At 74.2% G+C, this 21,121-nt stretch carries 16 protein-coding genes and 1 pseudogene; 6 read left to right on the top strand and 11 right to left on the bottom strand.

The annotated features are described in order from the left end of the window. The 8 genes and pseudogenes from EDF38_RS08605 to solA all read right to left on the bottom strand — a co-directional run bounded on the left by EDF38_RS08605 (position 1) and on the right by solA (position 9,871). On the bottom strand, positions 1–747 hold the full coding sequence (locus tag EDF38_RS08605) for a hypothetical protein (RefSeq protein ID WP_158613335.1): 747 nt from the start codon (positions 745–747) through the stop codon (positions 1–3). Further along, complete coding sequence (locus EDF38_RS08600) at positions 744–1,697, bottom strand: ferritin-like domain-containing protein (protein ID WP_123354846.1); 954 nt, start codon at positions 1,695–1,697, stop codon at positions 744–746. Before EDF38_RS08600 ends, EDF38_RS08605 begins: the two co-directional genes overlap by 4 nt. A 321-nt stretch (positions 1,698–2,018) precedes the next feature. Then, positions 2,019–2,393: a hypothetical protein gene (locus EDF38_RS08595; RefSeq protein WP_123354845.1), complete on the bottom strand. Its 375-nt coding sequence runs from the start codon at positions 2,391–2,393 to the stop codon at positions 2,019–2,021. A gap of 91 nt (positions 2,394–2,484) precedes the next feature. Next, positions 2,485–5,967 carry a DEAD/DEAH box helicase gene (locus EDF38_RS08590; protein ID WP_123354844.1) on the bottom strand — a complete coding sequence of 1,161 codons (3,483 nt, stop codon included), beginning with the start codon at positions 5,965–5,967 and terminating at the stop codon, positions 2,485–2,487. A gap of 34 nt (positions 5,968–6,001) precedes the next feature. Beyond that, on the bottom strand, positions 6,002–6,769 hold the full coding sequence (locus tag EDF38_RS08585; RefSeq protein WP_304984632.1) for an amino acid ABC transporter ATP-binding protein: 768 nt from the start codon (positions 6,767–6,769) through the stop codon (positions 6,002–6,004). 242 nt (positions 6,770–7,011) lie between these two features. Beyond that, positions 7,012–7,665: pseudogene (locus tag EDF38_RS08580) on the bottom strand (amino acid ABC transporter permease); the annotation flags it as partial. Between the two features lie 66 nt (positions 7,666–7,731). Beyond that, complete coding sequence (locus EDF38_RS08575; RefSeq protein WP_123354843.1) at positions 7,732–8,559, bottom strand: ABC transporter substrate-binding protein; 828 nt, start codon at positions 8,557–8,559, stop codon at positions 7,732–7,734. A 13-nt stretch (positions 8,560–8,572) separates the two neighbouring features. Further along, entirely contained in the window at positions 8,573–9,871 is a 1,299-nt protein-coding gene (solA, locus tag EDF38_RS08570; protein WP_123354842.1) for an N-methyl-L-tryptophan oxidase, read from the bottom strand. A 152-nt stretch (positions 9,872–10,023) separates the two neighbouring features. Here solA and EDF38_RS08565 point away from each other — a divergent pair, with 152 nt between their 5' ends. The 3 genes from EDF38_RS08565 to EDF38_RS08555 all read left to right on the top strand — a co-directional run bounded on the left by EDF38_RS08565 (position 10,024) and on the right by EDF38_RS08555 (position 14,569). After that, positions 10,024–10,962 carry a LysR family transcriptional regulator gene (locus EDF38_RS08565; RefSeq protein ID WP_123354841.1) on the top strand — a complete coding sequence of 313 codons (939 nt, stop codon included), beginning with the start codon at positions 10,024–10,026 and terminating at the stop codon, positions 10,960–10,962. A gap of 230 nt (positions 10,963–11,192) precedes the next feature. Continuing rightward, on the top strand, positions 11,193–12,065 hold the full coding sequence (locus tag EDF38_RS08560; RefSeq protein ID WP_123354840.1) for an HAD family phosphatase: 873 nt from the start codon (positions 11,193–11,195) through the stop codon (positions 12,063–12,065). Continuing rightward, on the top strand, positions 12,062–14,569 hold the full coding sequence (locus EDF38_RS08555) for a glycoside hydrolase family 65 protein (RefSeq protein ID WP_123354839.1): 2,508 nt from the start codon (positions 12,062–12,064) through the stop codon (positions 14,567–14,569). The genes EDF38_RS08560 and EDF38_RS08555 overlap by 4 nt, the downstream gene beginning before the upstream one ends. 35 nt (positions 14,570–14,604) lie before the next feature. On the opposite strand, the gene EDF38_RS08550 is transcribed toward EDF38_RS08555, so the two are convergent. Next, complete coding sequence (locus EDF38_RS08550; RefSeq protein WP_123354838.1) at positions 14,605–14,961, bottom strand: hypothetical protein; 357 nt, start codon at positions 14,959–14,961, stop codon at positions 14,605–14,607. Positions 14,962–15,041: 80 nt separating this feature from the next. Between EDF38_RS08550 and EDF38_RS08545 the strand changes: the two genes are divergently transcribed. The 3 genes from EDF38_RS08545 (at position 15,042) to EDF38_RS08535 (ending at position 17,326) form a co-directional block, all read left to right on the top strand. Further along, positions 15,042–15,332: a hypothetical protein gene (locus tag EDF38_RS08545; protein WP_123354837.1), complete on the top strand. Its 291-nt coding sequence runs from the start codon at positions 15,042–15,044 to the stop codon at positions 15,330–15,332. Between the two features lie 50 nt (positions 15,333–15,382). Next, the gene (locus tag EDF38_RS08540; protein ID WP_123354836.1) at positions 15,383–17,002 is read left to right on the top strand and encodes a molybdopterin-dependent oxidoreductase; all 1,620 of its coding nucleotides are present in this window, start codon (positions 15,383–15,385) and stop codon (positions 17,000–17,002) included. Positions 17,003–17,128: 126 nt separating this feature from the next. Beyond that, the gene (locus EDF38_RS08535) at positions 17,129–17,326 is read left to right on the top strand and encodes a hypothetical protein (protein ID WP_123354835.1); all 198 of its coding nucleotides are present in this window, start codon (positions 17,129–17,131) and stop codon (positions 17,324–17,326) included. A 33-nt stretch (positions 17,327–17,359) separates the two neighbouring features. Here EDF38_RS08535 and EDF38_RS08530 read toward each other — a convergent pair whose 3' ends face one another. Next, on the bottom strand, positions 17,360–19,486 hold the full coding sequence (locus tag EDF38_RS08530; RefSeq protein WP_123354834.1) for an ATP-dependent DNA helicase RecQ: 2,127 nt from the start codon (positions 19,484–19,486) through the stop codon (positions 17,360–17,362). A 25-nt stretch (positions 19,487–19,511) separates the two neighbouring features. Continuing rightward, positions 19,512–21,104, bottom strand: a complete 1,593-nt coding sequence (locus tag EDF38_RS08525) for a PucR family transcriptional regulator (protein ID WP_123354833.1) — start codon at positions 21,102–21,104, stop codon at positions 19,512–19,514. Positions 21,105–21,121: the final 17 nt, after the last annotated feature.

Here is a 21,121-nt window from a genome sequence, read left to right as displayed (position 1 = left end):
TCAGCAGTTCGTGGTCCGCACGGCCGTCGCGGTGACGAAGCCGGCCTCGCCGAGCGTGAACGTCCCCACGCGGTCGTCGGGTCCGCCGTCGGTCGAGCAGAGGCCGGCGCCGTCGGCGTCGGACCGTTCCCACGCGACCTGGAGCGACCCGTCGTCGAAGCGGAGCGCGCCGACGACGGCCTGGTCCGTCGCGTCGAACGAGCCCAGGTCGACGCTGCCGACCGGCGACAGGTCGTCGTCGTAGAGGCCGATCACCTGCGGCCACGGCGACCCGTCGACGGTGCAGGCGAAGGCGACCGCGACGGTGGCGGGACCGGTGCCGGAGGGCAGCACCGCGCCTCCGGACCGTCCGGCAGTCGCAACGACAGGTGTCGTCGACGCGGCCGACCGGGCGACCGCGATCGAGCCGGAGCCGGCGGGGCCGAGCCCGGCAGCGTCCCCGCCCGTCACGAGCGTCTCGCCGCGCCCACAGGCCTCGGGCGCGGTGATCGCCGTCGTCACGCGGTCCACGAGGGCCTCGTCCACGGGCGCGGGCGAGACCGTCGGCGGAGTGCGGGCGAGGGCGTCCTCCGACGGGCCGTCCGGAGGCGCGGTGCCGGTGGCCTCCGCGCTCGCGCTCGACGTCGGCACCCGCCCCTCGGGGGCGACGGGCCCGACGAACGACGAGCAGCCCGCCGCCCCGAGCACCGCGGCGAGGGCCGCCCCGACGGCGACTGCCCTCTGCGGTGCCCTCCGCCTCCGGTTCACACCGCGCTGCCCGGGTTGCCGCTCGCGACGATCGCGCCGTTGACGCCCTGCGGGAAGAACCCGCCCTTGTCGATCTGGTTCGGCGTCAGGTAGACGATGTTGAGCACGCGGCTGGGCAGCCGTCCGTAGGCGATGCCGGACGCGTCGGTCGGCGTGAAGCCGCTCGTCTGCGAGAGGCCCTGGTCGTCGTCGGTCGAGCCGTCGACGGCGTCGCGGAGGTTCGACAACCGCGTCGCGGGCGCCTGCAGCCCGAAGTCGAAGATCGTCTTGCGGATCGCGCCCGCGTGGTACGCCTCGACGGCGAGGATGCCGGCCGCCGCGCCGAGGTAGGTCTTGTTGTAGATGAGGGGCGCGGCTCCCTTGTAGGCGGTGACCCCGACGTCCTCGAAGAGGAAGGCCGCCAGCAGGAACGACTGCTCGTCGGCGAACGGGTCGAAGGTCGCCGTCGCCCCGACGAGCCCGGCTGCTCGGGCCGCCGCCGTGAAGCTGGTCGTGAAGTCGATCGCCGGGCGGGAGACCTTCGCCCCGCCGAGCGCCGTCCGCAGGAACGAGACGTGCGACAGCTCGTCCTGCGCGATCTCCTGCGCGAGCAGCCGCAACGACCGGTTCTGGAACGGCACCGCCTTGCCGCCGGTGACCGGGCCCTGCGGGTCGATCCCGTCGACGAGGTTCGACGGCAGGCCGGTGCCCCTCGTCGCCCGCAGGTAGAACTCGGCCTCGAGGTACTCGAGGTTGAGCGCGAAGTTGAGGATCGCGGAGTCGGAGATCGCCTGGTCGGACGGCGAGATCTCGCTGGTCGCGGCCGCGGCTCTGCCCGGGCTGCCGGCGACCGCCAGGGCGGCCCCGCCTGTCACCCCCGCGGCGCCGAGCGCGATGAGGAAATTGCGTCGGTCGGTCGGGTTCTCGCTGCTGCGCACGGCGGCGCGGCGGATGAATCGGGTGTCGAACATCGTCGTTCTTCTCTGGTCGTGGAGCTGTGGCGACGCGCGGGCGACCGACCGCCCCCAGCAGGCGCTCGCACGAGTCGCGGGGTGTCGGGTGACCCCCGTTGGAGGGGGAAGCTACGCCTGCGGCGTCCCGCCCACAAGTGCCAGTCCGCGAGGCGTCGCGGGTCGGCACGCGGCGGGCACGTGAAGGACAGCTCGGGTGGCGCGCGGGCCGCAACGCGGCAGGCCCGGCGAGGTCGTGTCGCGACACGTTCCGTGCGTCACGTCGCGGGAGAACGTGACGCGATGCCGACGACGTGACGCGGGAGCGTGCCCGGGGGCGGGTCAGCCGAGCCGGCGCCCGTCGGGGTCGGCGGTGGGGTCGTCGTCGGCGTGGTCGACGATCGAGCGGGCCGTCGCGTTGAGGACGTCGGCCGGGTCGACGCCGCGGGCCTCGGCGAGGGCGTTGCTGAGCCCGGCGGCGAGGGCTCCGCCGGCGGTCCCGAGGGTGGCGACGACCGCCTCCTGCCGCTCGGTCAGCGGGTCGTCGGCCTGGTCGGCGACGACCTCACGGAGGTTCGCGTCGCTCGCGTCGAGCGCCTCGTCGTCGCCCTGCGTGATCGCGGTGGCCTGCGAGACGATGGCGAGGGCGAGCTCGGCCGCCTCCTGCTCGGGAGAACGGGTCGACGTTGGCTCGGGGGTCGGTTCGGCGGCGTCCATGCGGCGGACGTTACGCGGCGCCGTGCCCCAGGGTCCGGCGAACTCGGAGGCGCGGATCACCTCGAGGTGCTCACCGCCCCTCGCGAGCCGCTCAGGGATCGAGGAGTCCCCGGATGTCGTCGGCCGTCAGCGCCGAGCTGAACACGGCGTCGTCGTCGACGACCGCGTCGAAGAGGGCGGCCTTCTTCTGCTGCAGGGCGAGCACCTTCTCTTCTATGGTGTCGTTCGCGATCATCCGGTAGACCATGACGTTCTTCGTCTGGCCGATGCGGTGCGTGCGGTCGACGGCCTGCGCCTCGGAGGCCGGGTTCCACCACGGGTCGAGCAGGAAGACGTAGTCGGCCTCGGTGAGGTTGAGGCCGGACCCGCCCGCCTTGAGGCTGATCAGGAAGACCGGGGAGGCGCCCTGCCGGAACCCGTCGATGACCTCGGCCCGACGCCGCGTCGAGCCGTCGAGGTACTCGTGGGCGACGCCGCGCGCCTCGAGGCGCGCGGCGACCCGGCCGAGGAACGACGTGAACTGGCTGAAGACGAGCGCCCGGTGCCCTCCGGCCACGACGTCGTCGAGCTCGTCGAGCAGCTGGTCGAGCTTCGCCGAGGGGACGTCGTCGTACTCGGGATCGATCAGGCCCGCGTCGAGCGCGAGCATGCGGAGCAGGGTCAACGACCGGAACACGATGAACCGGTTGCGGTCGAGGTCGTCGATGAGGTCGAGCAGCTTGAGGCGTTCGCGCTGGAGGAAGGCGTCGTACAGCTCGCGGTGCTGCGGGGCGAGGTCGACCCGCAGCAGCTGCTCCTGCTTGGGCGGCAGGTCGGCGGCGACCAGCTCCTTCGTGCGGCGGAGCATGAGGGGCCGGATGCGCGTGCGCAGCTTCTGCAGCAGCTCCGGTCGTTCTCCGGTCGCGAGGGGCTTCACGTAGTCGTCGGCGAAGCGGCTGCTCGTCGAGAGCAGCCCGGGAGCCGTCACGTGGAAGAGGGCCCAGAGGTCGGTGAGCCCGTTCTCGAGGGGCGTGCCGGTGATCGCGAGCTTGAAGGGCGCGTCGAGCTCGACCGCGCAGCGGTGAGCCTGCGACGACGGGTTCTTGGCGAACTGCGCCTCGTCGAGGACCAGCCCGGCCCACTCGTGACGGGCGTACTCGGCGAAGTCGAGGCGGAACAGGGCGTACGACGTGACGACGACGTCGGCCTCCTCGGCGGCCGCGGCGAGGCGACGACGTCCCTTCGCCTCGGTCGTCGTCACGGCGCGGACCGTCAGGTCGGGCGTGAAGCGTGCCGCCTCCGTCACCCAGTTCGCCACGACGGAGGTGGGCGCGACGACCAGGAAGGGGCGTGGTCTCGGGGAGGGAGGAGGCGCCTCCCCGTCGGGCGTCTCGGCCTCGCCGGCGCTCGACACCGCCTCGTGGGCGCGGGTGCGGGCCTCCGACTCGCGGACGTGCGCGACGAGTGCGAGGGTCTGGACGGTCTTGCCGAGCCCCATGTCGTCGGCGAGCACGCCGCCGAGGCCGTGCTCGTGGAGGAAGGCCAGCCAGCGGAAGCCGTCGACCTGGTACGGCCGCAGCTCGGCCCGCAGCCCGGCCGGCACGGCGACAGGCCCGACGACGGACGCGGCCGCCGGGTCGCCGTCGCTCGCCACGCCGTCGTCCGCCGCGCCGTCGGGCTCGTCGCCAGGCCCCCTCGTCAGCGCGAGCAGGCCCCCGACGGTGCGCTGCCAGGCATCAGCCTGGACCGTCGCGTCGGCGAGGTCGTCGAACTCGGACCAGAGCGAGGCCTGGTAGCGGTTGAGGCGCGGACCGACCTCCCACTCGTCGAGCCCGGTCGCCTCGTCGATGAGCCGCTTGAGCTCGTCGAAGGCGGGGTGGTCGAGCGACAGGTACGACTTGTCGACGAGCACCATCTTCTTCTTGCCCTTGGCCAGCGCGGTGAGCAGCGGAACGAAGGGCACCGTTCGCCCCTCGACCGTCACGAGCACCCCGAGGTCGAACCAGTCGCGCTTCTCGGTCTCGACGGTCGTCACCGTGAGGTGCGGGGCCTCGGTCAGCTCGCGGTAGTCGGGGCGCTCGCCGACGAGCTCGACGACGAGGTCGTCGCGGGCCTCGAGCGCGGGCAGGCGCGTCGCGACGAACTCGGCGGCCGCCACGTCGCGGAGCGTCGAGCCGCGGCTGCTCGGCCCGAGGTCGTCGAGGCCGCCGGGGAGAGGGGCGTGGTCCGTGAGGGGCTCGGTGCGCCCGGCCACCCGCCACGACCAGGCGAGCGCGACGCCGTCCGAGGCACCGAAGGTGACCGTGAGCACCAGCCGTGGCGGCAGCACCTCGGGGAAGGCCACCGACTCGTCCCGGCTCGTCACGACGACGCTCTGCCGGAGCGACGGGTACCACTCGCGGAGGAACTCGTCGGAGTCGCCGGCGGGCACCACCACGTCGCGGGCCGTCGTGAGGAGGCGACGCTGGTCGGGGCTGATCGGCGAGGGGGTCGGCGCGAGCAGCACCGCGAGGTGCGGCTGCGGCGTCGCGACGTAGAGGCCGTGGTCGGCGACGGGCGCGACCGAGCCGGCGGCGTGGTGGATGCCGTCGATCGTCGCGCCGGTCGAGAGCACGAGCGAGCCGTCGTCGGCATGGCGGGCGTCGACCGTGACGCGCGCCTCGCCCCCGACGGTGACGTCGGTGGCCCGCTTTCCCGTCACGAGCGAGATGCCGAGCCGCTCGGCCTCGGCCAGCAGGGGCCAGAGGAGCGGGCTCGCGAAGTCGTCGAGGAAGAGCCAGTCGCTCTCGCCGGGGGTGTAGGTCGCCACGGCCGACCGGTGCAGGGCCGCGAACTGGCCGAACCACGAGTGCTGCTCGGGGGCGATCGCGAGGCGGTTCATCTGGTAGGGCAGCGACGTCCAGGTGAGGTCGCCGCGCACCCAGTTGCCGGTGCGGCTGAGCGTCACGGGTCGGACCCCCAGCCGCCACGACGGCGGCCCGTCGAGCGAGGCCGGGCCCGTCGGGGTGGTCGGCCCCGGGGCGTCCCTCGGGCCGACGCGGGCGCTGTCGGCGTCCCAGCGCGACCGGGAGCCCCGCAGCCGAGGCCGCAGCTCGAGCAGCAGGCCCATCGAGGTCGTGCGGGCGTCCCGCGGGGACGGTCGGTCGGTGAGGCCGCCGAGGTGGGACCGCCAGTCGGGGGCGGCGTCGGCGTCGGCCGTCACGTCGGCGCCGGGGGCGGAGGCCGGTGAGCCGGGAGCGGAGGCGGTTCCGGCGACGGGCCCCGCGCCTCCGGCGAGGGGGGTCAGGAGGCGCGTGTTGTTGGCGAGGAGGACGGCCGCGACGTGCTTGCAGTCGCCGCCCAGGTAGCAGGTGCAGGTGCTGCGAGAGGGGCGGGCGTACTCGCCGCGGGCCGGGCGGAGCACGATCTCGCAGCGGTAGTCGTCGCCGGCGCTGCCCCGCACCGTCGCCGAGACGAGGTCGTCGACGGGGTCGTAGGAGATGTCGCCGACGCGGCCGTCGCGCGCATATCCTTTCGCCCGCGAGAACGGGCGCGGCCCCACGAGCCGGATGACGTCGACGGCGTCGACGAGCGGCGCGATGTCGACGTCAGGCATGCGCCCATCATCCCAGCCGCCACCGACACCCGGCCTACAGCACCTGGGCGAGGAAGGTCTTGAGGCGGTCCGTGCGGGGCGCGTCGAAGAGCTGCGCGGGCGGGCCCGCCTCGACCACGACGCCGCGGTCCATGAAGACGACCTGGTCGGCGGCCTCCCGGGCGAACCCCATCTCGTGCGTGACGACGACCATCGTCATGCCCGCGGCCGCGAGGCCCTTCATCAGGGCGAGCACGCCCTTGACCAGCTCGGGGTCGAGGGCCGAGGTGGCCTCGTCGAAGAGCATCACCTCGGGGCCCATGGCGAGCGCCCGGGCGATCGCGACGCGCTGCTTCTGACCGCCCGACAGGGAAGCCGGCCGCACGTCGGCCTTCTCGGCGAGGCCGACCTCGTCGAGGCGCTCGCGGGCCACCGCCTCGGCCTCCGCGCGCGAGATGCTCCGCACGCGCCGCAGCGGCAGCACGATGTTGTCGAGCACGGTCCGGTGCGGGAAGAGGTTGAAGTGCTGGAAGACCATGCCGACCCGGCGCCGCAGGGCGTCGTCCGAGCCGTGCAGCACGTCCGTGCCGTCGAGCAGCACCTCGCCCCCGGACGGCTCCTCGAGCCGGTTGACGCACCGCAGCACGGTCGACTTGCCCGAGCCGCTGGGCCCGATGATGCAGGTGGTCGTGCCGGCCGGCACCTCGAGGTCGATGCCGTGCAGCACGCGGACCGGGCCGAAGTCCTTGGTGAGGCCCCGGATGGCGAGCGAGCCCGCGGCGGGGACGACGGGCACGACGGGCTGGTCGCTGACGAGGGTCACAGTGCGGCTCCTTCGCTGAGGGTGGATCGAGCGGGCGCGGCGCCGGCGGGCACCGCGACGGGGGACGAGGAGGCGCGGGCCGACGACGCAGGACCCGCCGCGAGCACCGGGTCGGCCGACGCGGCCACGGGGGACGCGCCTCCGGCGCTGCCACCGCCGTCGCCCGAGACGCGCCCGCCGTCCGGACCCTGCCCGGCGCCCGGCCCGACCGAGCCCGACCGTGCGCCGCGCCGCGTCAGGGGGCGCCCCTCGCGCATCCGGCGGTCGATCACGTTGACGAGGTGCGTGAGCGGCACGGTGATCACCAGGTAGAACAGGCCCGCGAGCACCAGGGGCGAGAGGTTGCCGTTCGTGATGGCGGCGTCCTGGCCGATGCGGAACAGCTCGCGCTGCGACGTGATGAGGCCGAGGAAGTAGACGAGCGACGAGTCCTTGACGATCGCGATGAACTGGTTCACGAGCGACGGGAGCACCTGCCGGATGCCCTGCGGGATGACGACCAGCCGCATCGAGTCGCGGTGGGTCATGCCGAGCGCCCGCGACGCCTCGAGCTGCCCGCGGTCGACGGCGAGGATGCCGGCGCGGAAGATCTCGCCGATGTAGGCGCTCGCGATGAGGCTCAGGGCGAGGATGCCGAGCGGGTAGGGGTTGCCCCGGCTGAACAGGTTGAACAGCGGTGCCAGCCCCGTGCCGATGAGGAGGATCGTGAGGATGGCGGGCAGGCCTCGGAACACGTCGGTGTAGACGCGGCTGAGCACGCGCGGCAGCCGGTGCCGGCTCGTGCCCATGACGGCGAGCACGAGGCCGAGCACGACGCCGACGGCCGTGGCGCAGACCGCGAGGAGGAGCGTGTTCCAGACGCCGTAGGCGAGCATGTCGGGCAGCGTGCGCAGCATCGCCTGCCCGTCGAGGAAGCTGCGGCCGATGTTGGCCAGCGCGTCGGAGACGTTCACGACGGCCCCCTACTCGGTCGGCTGGAACTGGTCGGGCACCGGCTGGTCGGGGAAGAACCGCTGGTCGATCTCGAGCCACGTGCCGTCGGCGACGATGTCGGCCACGGCGTCGTCGACCGCGCTCTTCAGCTCCGTGTTCCCCTTGGCGATCGGGAAGCCGACCGGGTACTCGGGCACCTCGATGTTGATGGCGACCGACTGCGTGCCGTCGGAGGCGGCGGCGTAGTCCTCCGCCACCGGGAAGTCGAGGAAGTGCGCGTCGATCGTGCCCGAGCTGAGGGCCGCGATCGCGCTGTTGTTGTCGGGGAAGCGCACGAGCTCGGCGCCGGTGAAGTTCTCCTGCGCGTAGCTGTCCTGCAGCGTGCCCTGCACGATGCCGAGGCGCTTGCCGTCGAGCGACGACTCGTCGTCGGTGATGCCCGACCCTTCCGCCGCCAGCACCGAGATGTACCCGATGAAGTAGTGGGAGCTGTAGTCGACGGTCTCGCGGCGCTCCTCCGTGTCGCTGATCGAGGCGGCCGCCATGTCGAGCTGGCCGTTCGCCACCGCGGGCAGCAGGGCCGAGAACTCCTGCGTGACGAACTCGGGCTCGAGGCCGAGCCGGTCGGCGACCTCCCGCGCCATCTCGACGTCGAAGCCCTGCAGCTCGCCGTCCTCGGTGTACGCGTAGGGCTTGGTGTCGCCGGTCGTGCCGATGCGCAGGGTGCCGGCGGTGACGGTGCCGAGCTCGTTCGTCGCGCCGTCGGCGCTCGCCGAGCAGCCGCTGAGCACGAGCCCGAGGGCGGCGACGGTCGCGGCGGTGGCCGCGACGCGGGTGCGGAAGGGGTTCTTGGTCATCGGTTCTCTCCTGTCAGGCGGTGCGAGGGGAGGTGCTGGGGGTGAGCTGGGGTGCGGTCGGGTCGGCGGTGTCGCCGGCCTCGTCCATCCACGACGTGCCGTCGTAGCTGCGGTCGGGGTCCATGAAGTCGATGTCGGTGAAGGGCTCCTCGCCGAGGGCGAGCTGGGCGAGCAGCTCGCCGATCGCCGGGGCGTGCTTGAAGCCGTGGCCGCTGTCGCCGCCGGCGACGACGAGGCGAGGGTCGCCGCCGGGGCGTCCGACGACGAACTGGCGGTCGGGCGAGTTCGTGACCATGCAGGGGATGGCCTTCGACGGCGTCGGGTCGAGCCCCGGGAAGGCGGTGGCGACGGCCGCCGACAGCAGCCCGTAGTCCTGCGCGGGGTGGATGTACCGGTCGACCGTGTCGGCCTCGGTGTCGGAGAACGACCCGCGCGAGTCCTCGAGGCCGATCTTCACCGCGTAGCCCTCGCCGTCGGCCTTGTCGGCGCCGTGCCCCCAGAGGGTCGTCCCGTCCGGCAGCTGCCGGATGAAGACCGGGAACGACGCGAGGTCGTGGTCGCCCCCCGGCGTCGTCGACGCCGAGTCCTTGCCCTCGAACCAGAAGAGCGGGGTCCGGCGGGCCACGAGCGGCAGGTCGACGAACTGCGGCATCCACGCGCCGAGGGCGACCACCACGTGGGAGGCGCGGATCACCCGGCCGCCGGCCGTCACCTCCGCCCCGCCCTCGACGAGCTCGATCGCCGTGACGCGCGTGTCGGTGAGCACGGTCGCCCCCAGGCCCACCGCGGTCTCCACGGCGGACCGGACGCCCGCCTCCGGGTAGCTGATGCCGGCGGCCGGGTCCCAGACGCCGATGTCGTCGGCCCCGAAGCCGGCGTGGGCGGGGAAGCGCGCGACGAGCTCGTCGTGGTCGAGGACGGTCGCCTCGAGCCCGGCCTCCTCCACGGCCCGGAGGGTCCCCGCGACGACGTGCCCGTCGCGCGGGCCGACCATCACCCCGCCGGTCTGGCGGAGGAGGGTGCGGCCGGTGCGCTCGCCGAGGTCGAGCCAGAGGTCGCGGGCCCGCGTGGCGATCGGGGCGAGCCCCGGGTGCTCCATGCAGGCGATGCGGAAGAGGCGGGTGGTGCCGTGCGTGGAGCCGAGCGGGTGGCCGATGCCGAAGCGCTCGACGCCGACCACGCGGACGCCGCGCTCGGCGAGGCGCCAGAGGGCCTGCGAGCCCCAGGCGCCCAGTCCGACGACGACGACGTCGGCGTCGAGCTCGGCGGGCGCCGCGGATCCGGTCGGGGAGGGGGAGGTGCTGTCGGTCACGAGTGCCTGCTCTCGGGTCGGTGCGGGTCGTGCGGGTCGTGCGGGCGATGCGTGGTGCGGTCTGACGACACCTGTCTACCGAGGCGCGAGCGCGGCCATCAAATACCGATGACGGGTCGTCTCATATGCAGTGCGTATGAGACGCTGGCCCGATGGAGATCCGTCAGCTGACCTACTTCATGGCCGTCGCGGAGGACCTCTCGTTCACGAAGGCGGCCGCGCGCCTGCGGATGAGCCAACCGCCCCTCAGCCAGGCGATCGCGAAGCTCGAGGCCGAGCTCGGCACCCGGCTGTTCGAGCGGCAGGCGCGGACGGCGCCGCGGCTCACCCCCGCGGGCCACGTGCTCATGCGCGAGGCCAAGCGCATCCTGCAGCAGATCGAGCAGACCGAGATGCTGCTCGACAAGGTCGTCGCCGACGTGCAGCCGCTGCGGGTCGGCAGCATCAGCAGCGTCCTCGCCGGGCTCCTGCCGACGGTCGTCCGCGCGTTCACGGCGTCGCATCCCGAGGCCCGCGTGCTCGTCGAGGAGAGCGAGGAGCAGGCGATCCTCTCCGACCTCGTCCGCGGCTCCGTCGACCTCGGCTTCACCCGGGTCGGTCGCATCGACGAGCGGTTCGAGCTGCAGCAGCTCGCGGTGGAGCCGCTGGTCTGCGCGCTGCCGGACACGCACCCGCTGGCGGGCGCCTCCACGGTGTCCCTCGCCGAGCTGGCCGACGACGACTTCATCACCTTCAACCGCGAGGACGCGCCGCAGGCGTACGACCGCATCGTGATGGCCTGCGTGCGCGCCGGGTTCAACCCCCGCATCCCGATCCACGCGGTCAACGACCTGTCGCTGCTCAGCACGGTCGCCTGCGGCCTCGGGGTGTCGCTGATGCCGTACCTGTCGTCGTACCTGCCCATCCCCGGGGTGCGCTTCGTCACGGTCGCCGACGAGTGGGCGCGCACGCCGCTGTCGATGGTGTGGCTGAGCGGCCGGCCGAACCCCATGACGCAGGCGTTCGCGGCCCAGGTGCGGGCCGAGCTCGTCGTCCGTCGCGACCGCGACCTCGCGGCCGGTCGCCTCACGGTCGAGGTCCTCCCCGCCTAGTGCTCGCCTCCGCGCCGACGAGCGCCGAGAGGCGAGGAGGGCGGGAGCCAGGGCGCGGGACGCGCCCCGGACGGGTGTCCGTGCGGAGGGCCGCGGGGTGCCAGACTTGCCGGGGGCGCACCGACCACGACGGTCGTGCCCCGGCCGTGTCCCGCCGCACCCCTCGCACCCACCCCGGACCGACGTCGCTCCGAACACTCCTCGACGCCCCGTCCACGAAAGGGACCGCCATGTCGTCCACCCCGCCCGTCCCGCCGGTCACCCGCGCCGGGTCGCTGCCCCGCACCGAGTCGCGCCTCGCCGCGCTCGACGGCCTGCTCTTCGACCTCGACGGTGTGCTCACGCCCACGGCCGAGGTGCACATGCGCGCCTGGTCGCGCCTGTTCAACGACTTCTTCGCCGAGCGGGGCCTCGACGCCTACACCGACGCCGACTACTTCGAGCACGTCGACGGCCGCCCCCGTTACGACGGCGTCCGCGCGATGCTCGGGGCCCGCGGCGTGACCCTGCCCGAGGGCACCGACGACGACAGCGCCGACACCGAGACCGTGCGCGGCCTCGGCAACCGCAAGAACGCCGTCTTCGCCGCCGAGCTCGCCGAGAACGGGGTGCAGCCGTACCCGGGCAGCGTCGAGTTCCTCGACCGGGCGATCGCGCTCGGCGTCCGCGTCGCCGTGGTGTCGAGCTCGCGCAACGCCGTGCCCGTGCTCGAGGCTGCCGGCCTGCGCGACCGGTTCGAGGTGATCGTCGACGGAGCCATCGCCGCCGCCGAGGGCATCGCCGGCAAGCCCGCCCCCGACACGTACCTCGAGGGCGCTCGCCGCCTCGGGCTCACCGCCGACGACTGCGTCGTCGTCGAGGACGCCCAGTCGGGCGTCGAGGCCGGGAGGCGCGGGGCGTTCGGCCTCGTGCTCGGGGTCGACCGCGGGGTCGGGCACCAGGCACTGATCGACTTCGGCGCCGACGTCGTGGTCGACGACCTCGGCGAGGTGACGGGCGCGCTCGGCCCGGTCCGCGCTTCCTCGTCCCCGGCGACCGCCGGCAGCGCCGCACCCCGTCCCGCCGCACCCCGCGGCACCGTCAGCCCGGAGGCCCGCCCGTGAACCCCATCACCGCCGACCCGCTCGACCGCGAGCGCTTCCCCGTCGACGAGTGGGCCCTCGTCGAGGACGAGTACGCCCGCGGCGACGAGGGCGTCACCGAGACGATCTTCGCCGTCGGCAACGGCTACCTGGGCCTGCGCGGCAACGCCGACGAGGGCCGCGGCGGCCACTCGTTCGGCACGTACGTCAATGGGTTCCACGAGACCTGGCCGATCCGCCACGCGGAGGAGGCCTTCGGGTTCGCCCGCGTCGGCCAGACCATCGTCAACGTGCCCGACGCGAAGGTGGTCCGGCTGTACGTCGACGACGAGCCGTTCGTGCTCTTCGAGGCCGACATCCTCCGGCACAGCCGCCGCCTCGACTTCCGCGACGGCGTGCTCACGCGCGAGGTCGACTGGCGGACGCCCTCCGGCAAGCGCGTCCTCGTCCGCAGCCGCCGCCTGGTGAGCCTGGAGGAGCGCCACCTCGCCGTCGTCGAGTACGAGGTGACGGTCGTCGACGCCGACGCGTCGCTGCTCATCTCGAGCCAGATCCTCAACCGCCAAGACCTCGACGACGAGTACCACGCCGGCATGCGCGCGGCCGCGGGCGCCTTCGACCCGCGCCGGGCCGAGGCCTTCGACGACCGGGTGCTGCAGCCGGTGCTCCGCCGCAACGGCGGCACCCGCGCCGTGCTCGGCTACCGCACGACGAACTCGGGCATGACGATCGCCGTCGGCGCCGACCACGTGCTCGAGACCGAGAACGAGTGGGACGAGTCGTCGTCGATCGACGACGACATCGCCAAGCACGTCTACCGCGTGCGGGCCAAGGCCGGCCAGCCGGTCAGGCTGCTCAAGACCGTGGCGTACCACACGAGCCGCGGCGTGCCCCCGCGCGAGCTCGCCGACCGCTGCGACCGTACCCTCGACCGCGCCGCCGAGAAGCCGTCCGACGAGATCTTCGCCGAGCAGCGCGCCTGGCTCGACGACTACTGGGCCCGCACCGACGTCGAGGTGCACGGCCAGCCCGAGATCCAGCAGGCCGTCCGCTGGAACCTCTTCCAGCTCGCGCAGGCCACGGCCCGCACCGACGGCCAGGGCGTCGCCGCGAAGGGCGTCACCGGGTCCGGCTACGGCGGGCACTACTTCTGGGACACCGAGATCTACGTCCTGCCGTTCCTCACGTACACGGCGCCGAACGTCGCCCGGAACGCGCTGCGCTTCCGCCTCGGCATGCTCGACGCCGCCCGCGAGCGCGCGATCGAGCTGAACCAGCGCGGCGCGCTCTTCCCGTGGCGCACCATCAACGGACTCGAGTCGAGCGCGTACTACGCCGCCGGCACCGCGCAGTACCACATCGACGCCGACATCAGCCATGCGCTCGCACAGTACGTGCAGGCCACCGACGACGACGACTTCCTCGAGCGCGGGGCGGTCGACATCCTCGTCGAGACGGCGCGGCTCTGGGCCGACCTCGGCTTCTGGCGCTCGAACGGCGACCAGCGCTTCCACATCGACGGCGTCACCGGGCCCGACGAGTACACGACGGTCGTCGACGACAACCTGTACACGAACGTCATGGCGCGGGCGAACCTCCGCGCGGCCGTCCGCTACGTGACGAAGCTCTCCGAGCGATCGCCCGGCGCGTACCAGCGCCTCGTGACCCGCCTCGGCCTCGAGGAGCACGAGATCACCGGCTGGCAGCTCGCCGCCGAGGCGATGGAGATCCCCTACGACGAGCACCGCGGCATCCACCCGCAGGACGCCCAGTTCCTCGACAAGGAGCTCTGGGACCTCGACGCGACGCCGCTGAACAAGCGCCCGCTGCTGCTGCACTACCACCCGCTCGTGATCTACCGCTTCCAGGTGCTCAAGCAGGCGGACGTCGTGCTCGCGCTCTTCCTCCAGGGCGACGAGTTCACGGCGGAGCAGAAGCTGCGCGACTTCGAGTACTACGACGCGCTGACCACCGGCGACTCGACGCTCTCGGGCGTCGTGCAGTCGATCATCGCGGCCGAGGTCGGGCACCACCAGCTCTCTCAGCAGTACTTCCTGTCCTCGCTCTACGTCGACCTCGCCGACCTGCACCACAACACCGCAGACGGCGTCCACGTCGCGTCGACCGGCGGCATCTGGAGCGCCCTCGTCAACGGCTACGGCGGCATGCGCGACTGGCTGGGCTCGTTCACCTTCGACCCCCGCCTGCCCGCCGACTGGGAGCAGCTGACCTTCCGCCTGACCATCCACGGCAGCCGCGTCCGCGTCGACCTCGCCGCGGAGGAGATCGTCTTCACGCTCGAGACGGGCGACCCGGTCACGGTGGCGGTCCGCGGCGAGTCGCTCGAGGTGCCCCGCGACCACCCGGTGCGCGTCGCCCTCGACGACCAGGGGCCGCGCATCACGACGCCGGTGCCCACGACCAACGACCTTCGCGGGCTCGTGCGCGCCGACGGCTCGGTCATCACCGCGTCGATCCCGACGATCAGCATCGACCGGTACGACGAGGACGAGGCCTCGGCCTAGGCCCGGAGAGCCGGGGGAGGCGCGCGACCGGTCGCCTAGAAGGGGCCGGCCGCCGTCGCGATCGCCTCGAAGAGGGCGGTCGTGTCGGCGTCGCGCTTCTTCACGCTGGCGCCGATGGTCCCGGCCGGCGCGTGCACCTCGCCCGAGACGCGGCTGCCGTCGCCCGTCGCCTCGAACCGGAGGTGCACGGCGTCGGCGTCGCTCGCCGTGGCCGACCGGCGCACGAGCTGGGCGCCCTGCTCGTCGGCCGACGTGAACGCGAACGCGGGGGTCGACTGCACGGCCCGACGGACCACGCCGGCGAGCAGCGCCACCGGCAGGGACAGCTCCAGGGAGGCGCGGGTCACCTCCGCGTCGCCGGTCTCGATCTGAGGTGCTCGCTTCGGTGCCATGCGGCGAGGCTACGGCACGCACGGCGCGCACGTCCCCGGCCGGTCGCCAGCCCTGTCGCGCCCGGCCGTAGGGTGGCGGGATGAAGACCCTCTACTACGCCGGGCAGGCCCTCGTCGTCACCGACGAGCTCGCCGAGGTGCTGCTCGCCGCCGCCATGGAGTTCAGCGACGACGACCGCACCTTCCGCGTGCCGGTCGCGGCGCGCCTCGACGGCGTCGCCCACATGACGCAGCTATTGATCGGGCCCGGCATCCCGCTGCTCGTCGTCGACGCCGACGACGACGTCGAGCCGGTCGCGGGGTCGGAGTCGTCGGTCGCGTTCATCAGCGAGCTGATGGAGAGCCTCGTCGGCGACGAGGACGACGACTGACCCCAGCCGGGTCGCAGGGGACTCCGGGTCGCGACGCCTAGCCTGAGCCCATGTCCGTGCGCCTGGAGTCCCCGTCGTCGTCCGCTCCCGTCGGGATGTCGACCCGCGCCTCCTCGAGGTGGGCGGCCCTGGCCGGCGTCGTGTCGATGGCGGCGTTCCTCGCCTCGGCCGAGGTCGTGGCGCTCGTCACGGGCGCCGGGGGCAGCCCCCTGTTCGGCGTCGGGTCGGCCGTCGTCGACCTCGCCCCGCGCGGCGCGAAGGACCTCATGGTGTCGCTCTTCGGCACCGGCGACAAGATCGCCCTCTTCGTGCTCATGGGCGTCGTCGTGGTGCTCGTCACCGCCGCGGCGGGAGTGGGCGAGCTCCGCCGGCCGCCCGTCGGCAAGATCGTCTTCGGGCTCGGGGGAGTGCTGGCGCTCGTCGCCGTGCTGACCCGGGCCGACAGCCGCAGCGTCGACGGGGCGCCGAGCGCCGTGGGCACGGTCGTGGCCCTGCTGGTGCTGACGTCGCTCACCCGCAAGCTCTCGCGGTGGCGGGCCACCACCACGACCGGCTGGGCCGCCGCGACCGAGCCGTCGCCGCCCCTGCAGGGCACGCCGGTGGAACGCCGGAGCTTCCTGCTCGTCGCCGGTCTCGTCGGCGGGCTGTCCGTCGTGCTCGGCACGGCTGCCCGGGCGTTCAACGCGACCCGCGCGAACGTCGCCGAGCTGCGCCGCGGCCTCACGCTGCCGGCCCCCGCCGAGCCCGCCGAGGCCGTGCCCGCCGGCGCCTCGCTCGACGTCGACGGCATCACGCCGTACGTCACGGCGAACGACGACTTCTACCGCATCGACACGGCGCTGCAGGTGCCGTCGATCGACCCGGCCGACTGGTCGCTGCGCATCCACGGACTGGTCGACCAGGAGGTGCTGCTCACCTGGGACGACCTGCTCGCCCTGCCGATGGTCGAGCACCACGCGACGCTCAGCTGCGTCTCGAACGAGGTGGGCGGCACGCTGATCGGCACCGCCCTCTGGCTGGGGCACCCGATCCGCACCCTCCTCGCCCGCGCGGGGGTCCAGCCGGGTGCCGACATGGTGCTGTCGCGGAGCATCGACGGCTTCACCGCGGGCACGCCCCTCGACGTGCTCGTCGACGAGGGCACGCAGGCGCTCGTGGCCGTCGGCATGAACGGCGAGCCGCTGCCGCAGGAGCACGGGTTCCCGGCCCGGCTCGTCGTGCCGGGGCTCTTCGGCTACGTCTCGGCGACGAAGTGGGTGACCGAGCTCGAGGTGACGCGGTTCGCGGACGCCGAGGGCTACTGGACGCCGCGCGGCTGGGACGCCCTCGGCCCCGTCAAGCTCGAGTCGCGCATCGACGTGCCGCTCGACGGCGCGACCGTCGACGCCGGGACCGTGGCGGTCGCCGGCGTGGCGTGGGAGCCGCACACCGGCGTCAGCAAGGTCGAGGTGCAGGTCGACGACGGCGGCTGGGCCGAGGCCGAGCTCGCCGAGTCGGTCTCCGCCGACACCTGGGTGCAGTGGGTGTACCGGTGGGAGGCGACGAGCGGTCGTCACTCGCTGCGCGTCCGTGCGACCGGCGCCGACGGGGTCGTGCAGTCGGAGCGCGAGCTGCCGCCCGCCCCGAACGGCGCCGAGGGCTGGGACCAGCACGGGGTCGACGTCCGCTGACCCCAGGCACGGCGCGCCGGGCACGGCGCGCCGGGCACGGCGCGCCGGGCGGGGCCGCGGGCGGTCCGCCGGGTGGTCGTGGGGTCGCCCCCGACCGCCGGGGCGCGCCGTGGCTACAGTCGGCCCATGACCCAGGAGCCGCGGGACGACGACGAGGGGCTGGCGGGGTTCGTCAGCTCCGGCGTCGTGCTGGGGCTCGTGATCGGCGTGGTGCTCGGCATCGTGACTCCGTTCGGCGTCGCGCTGGGCATCGGCGTCGGCATCCCGATCGGGATCGTCCTGGGCGTCGCCGCCTGGTTCGTGCGTCGTCGCGCCCGGCGCTGACGCGTCCCGGGGCGCCACGCCCGGCGCTCCGCGTCAGGCGACGATGCCGAGCGCGAACGGCAGCACGGCCGACGCCCCCGCGCGACGCAGCTCCCGCCCGGCGACGGTCATGGTCCAGCGGCTGTCGACGAGGTCGTCGACGAGCAGCACCGGCCCCGAGACCGAGGCGAGGGCCTCGGCGAGCTCCGGCCCGACCTCGACGGACTGCCACACGTCGGCGAGGCGGTAGACGCTGTTGCCGCCGCTGCGCGGCGCGTCGGCCGGACGCGAGCGCACGGACGTGAGCTGGCCGAGCACCGGCAGGCGACCGACCTGCCCGAGGGCCTCCGCGAGCGAGGCCACCAGGGCGGGGCGGCCCTGCGAGGGCATCGCCACGATGCCGACCGGTCGCTCGGCCCAGCCCCAGTCGGCCAGCACGCGGACGCAGCCGTCGACGAGGGCCCGCGTGACCGGCTGGTCGGCGGTCGTCGGGGCGAACACCTCGCGCAGCGTCGTGCCCCAGCCGAGGTCGGTGAGCCGCGCCAGGGCCCGGCCCTGCTCGACCCGCTCGTCGGGGGAGATCTTGCCCTTGACCGGCACGCCGGCCCGGTCGGCGCCCGTGGGCCACTGCGCCCGCGGCTCGACCTCGACGCCGACCCGGTCGAGCGAGCTCGCGGCGGAGGCGGCCGCGTCGCTCGACACGTCGCTCGGGTACCAGGGGCCGGCGCAGACGTCGCACCGTCCGCACGGCTCGGCCCCCGGGTCGTCGAGGTCGACCTGCAGCATCTGCATGCGGCACGTGGTCGCCCGCTGGTACTCGATCATCGACTGCTGCTCGGCGACGCGGGCCGCGGCGATGCGCTCGTAGCGCTCGCGGTCGTAGACCCACGGGCGTCCGGTCGAGACCCAGCCGCCCTGCACGCGGCGGACGGCCCCGTCGACGTCGAGCACCTTGAGCAGCAGCTCGAGCGGGGTGCGCTTGATGTCGACGCGCGCCTCGAGGGCGGGCGTCGAGGTCGGGGCGTCGCCGAGCTCGGCCAGCACGGCGTCGGCGCGGGCCTCGGACGGCATCGACGCGGTGGCGAAGTACTGCCAGATCTCGGCGTCCTCCCGGCCCGGCAGCAGCAGCACGTCGGCGTTGTCGGTCGCCCGCCCGGCACGCCCGATCTGCTGGTAGTAGGCCACCGGCGACGACGGCGCCCCGAGGTGGACGACGAACCCCAGGTCGGGCTTGTCGAAGCCCATGCCGAGCGCGCTGGTCGCCACGAGGGCCTTGAGGTCGTTGTCCTTCAGCCTCTGCTCGAGCCTCTCGCGCTCTTCCGGGTCGGTGCGCCCCGAGTACGACTGCACGTCGTGTCCCGCGTCGCGCAGCAGGCGGGCGGTGTCGTCGGCGGCCGAGATGGTCAGCGCGTAGATGATGCCGCTGCCCGTGAGGTCGCCGAGGTGGGCGAGCAGCCAGCCGAGCCGGTCGCGCGAGGTGGGCAGGTCGAGCACGCCGAGCCGCAGGGAGGCGCGCGCCAGCGACCCCCGGATCGTCAGGACGGGCGCGTCCGGGCTCGCCGTGAGCTGCTCGCCGACGTCGGCGACGACGCGCTCGTTCGCGGTCGCCGTCGTGGCGAGCACGGGCACCCCGGCCGGGAGGGTGCGGATCAGCTCGGCCAGGCGGCGGTAGTCGGGGCGGAAGTCGTGGCCCCAGTCGGAGATGCAGTGCGCCTCGTCGACGACGAGCATGCCGAGCCGGTCGACGAGGAGGGGCAGCTGCTCGTCGCGGAACCGCGGGTTGTTCAGCCGCTCGGGCGACACGAGCAGCACGTCGACCTCGTCGGCGAGCAGCATCTGCTGCACGTCGGCCCACTCGTGGGCGTTCGCGCTGTTGAGGGCGACGGCGCGAACCCCCGCGCGTCGGGCCGCGGCGACCTGGTCGCGCATGAGGGCGAGCAGCGGCGACACGAGCAGCGTCGGCCCGGTGCCGCGACGGCGCAGCAGCAGCGTCGCGATGAAGTAGACGGCCGACTTGCCCCACCCGGTGCGCTGGACGACGAGAGCGCGGCGGCGGTCGCTCACGAGCGCACGGATCGCCTCGAGCTGGCCGTCGTGGAAGACGGCGTCGTCACGGGCGGTGAGGGCTCGCAGCAGCTCGAGGGCCTCGGCGTCGATGTCGGTCGCGGTGCTCGTCGTCATCGGGCCATGCTGTCACGGGCCACCGTCATCCCCGCGCCCCCCGGGAGGCCGGCGGCCGTGCTCCCGGCGCCCCGGCTCCGGACGCCTGGAGCAGCGCCCAGAGCTCGGCGCGGCCGGCGAAGCCCTCGAGGGGGAGCCCGAGCGCCGCCTCGACCTTCTCGACGCGGGCGCGGAGGCTGTGCCGGTGCAGGCCCAGCGCGCGGGCGGCCGGGTCCCACGCCCCGTTGTGCTCGAGCCACGTGCGGCAGCAGGCGAGCAGCTCGTCCCCGCCCGGCAGGGCCGCGACGGGCGCGAGGCGGGCGGAGGCGAGCTCCGCGGCCCCCTCCGACCAGAGCGCGGCCACGAGCCCGCCGGCGGCGAGGCTCGCCCAGGTGACCACCGCCTCCTCGTCCGGTCCCGGCGCGGCGACGGCGGCCGCCAGCGCGCGCTCCGCCTGCCCCGCGGCGCCGGCGACGTGCTCGAGGTCGGTGACCTCGGAGACCCCGACGCGCAGGCCGTGGGCGGCCGCCAGGGCCGACAGGTCGACGGCCCCCTCGGCGGCCAGCACGACGACGCGGCCGTCGACGAGCGCGACGAACACGTCGCCGCGTCCGGCCGCCAGCCGCTCGACGGCCTCGGTCGCGAGGTCGGCCGATCGCCGGGGAGGCGCGGCGACGGCTACGACGACCGCCCCCTCCGCGATCCCCACGCCCACCGACCGCGTGATGGCCCGAGCGACGTCGACCTGGCCCGCGACCAGCAGCGACCAGACCTGTCGCCAGAGCTCGCGCTGCCCGCGGAGCCGGGCGACGTCGCGCTCCACGGTCACCTCGGCGAGGGCCACGACGCTCGTCAGCACGGCTCGGGAGGCCGGGTCGAGCTCCCGGCGCGTGCGCACGGCGAGCACGCCCCGGAGCGCGTCGCGGCGCCCGAGCGTCTGCAGCGTGACGACCGCGCCGGGCACCGCCACCGTGCTGCCCGCGCGCGCGCCGCGGCGGAGCAGGCGGACGACCTCGGCGTCGACGAGCGCCGTGCCCTCGGCGTCGACGGGCGCCGAGCTCCCCGCGTCGCCGCCCGGCCGCCCCGACGACGAGCCGGTGGCGGCCGCCCCGTCGGTGCCGTGCAGCACGACGGCGCCGTCGAGCTGCTCCGCGAGCACGCGCAGCACCCCGTCGAGCCCGCCGTCGCCGATGGCCGCGAGGGAGACGGCGCGCTGGGCCCGGAGCGTCCAGCGGTCGCGCTCCCGCGCCTCCTCGGCGAGCTGGTCGGCCGCCCATCGGGCGACGGCGATGAAGGGCGTGCGCCAGGGCACCTCGACGACCGGCACGCCGTGGGCCGACGCCGCGACCACGAGCTCGGCGGGCGTGCCGGGGCGGTGCACGTCGGCGCCGAAGCCGAGCGCGACGACGCCGGAGCCCACGACCCGGCCGACCCAGGCGTCGTAGTCGGCCTGCGTCGCGTCGGCGCCGAACTGGCTGCCGGTCGTCAGCAGCATCGTCGCCGGCCCGACGAACGGGGAGGGATCGGCGAGGTCCGAGCTGTGCACCCACGAGAGCGGCTCGTCGGTGCGGGTCGTGGGGTCGAGCAGGCGCAGCCCGAGAGGGGCCTGGCGCACGAGGGCTCGGACGGTCGGGATCACGCGGCGACCCTAGCAGC

This window comes from Frigoribacterium sp. PhB160, assembly GCF_003751785.1.
In the GTDB taxonomy this organism is placed as follows: domain Bacteria; phylum Actinomycetota; class Actinomycetes; order Actinomycetales; family Microbacteriaceae; genus Frigoribacterium.
The sequence above is the reverse complement of the archived record's forward strand: the minus strand, read 5'-3'. Positions and strand labels throughout refer to the sequence as shown.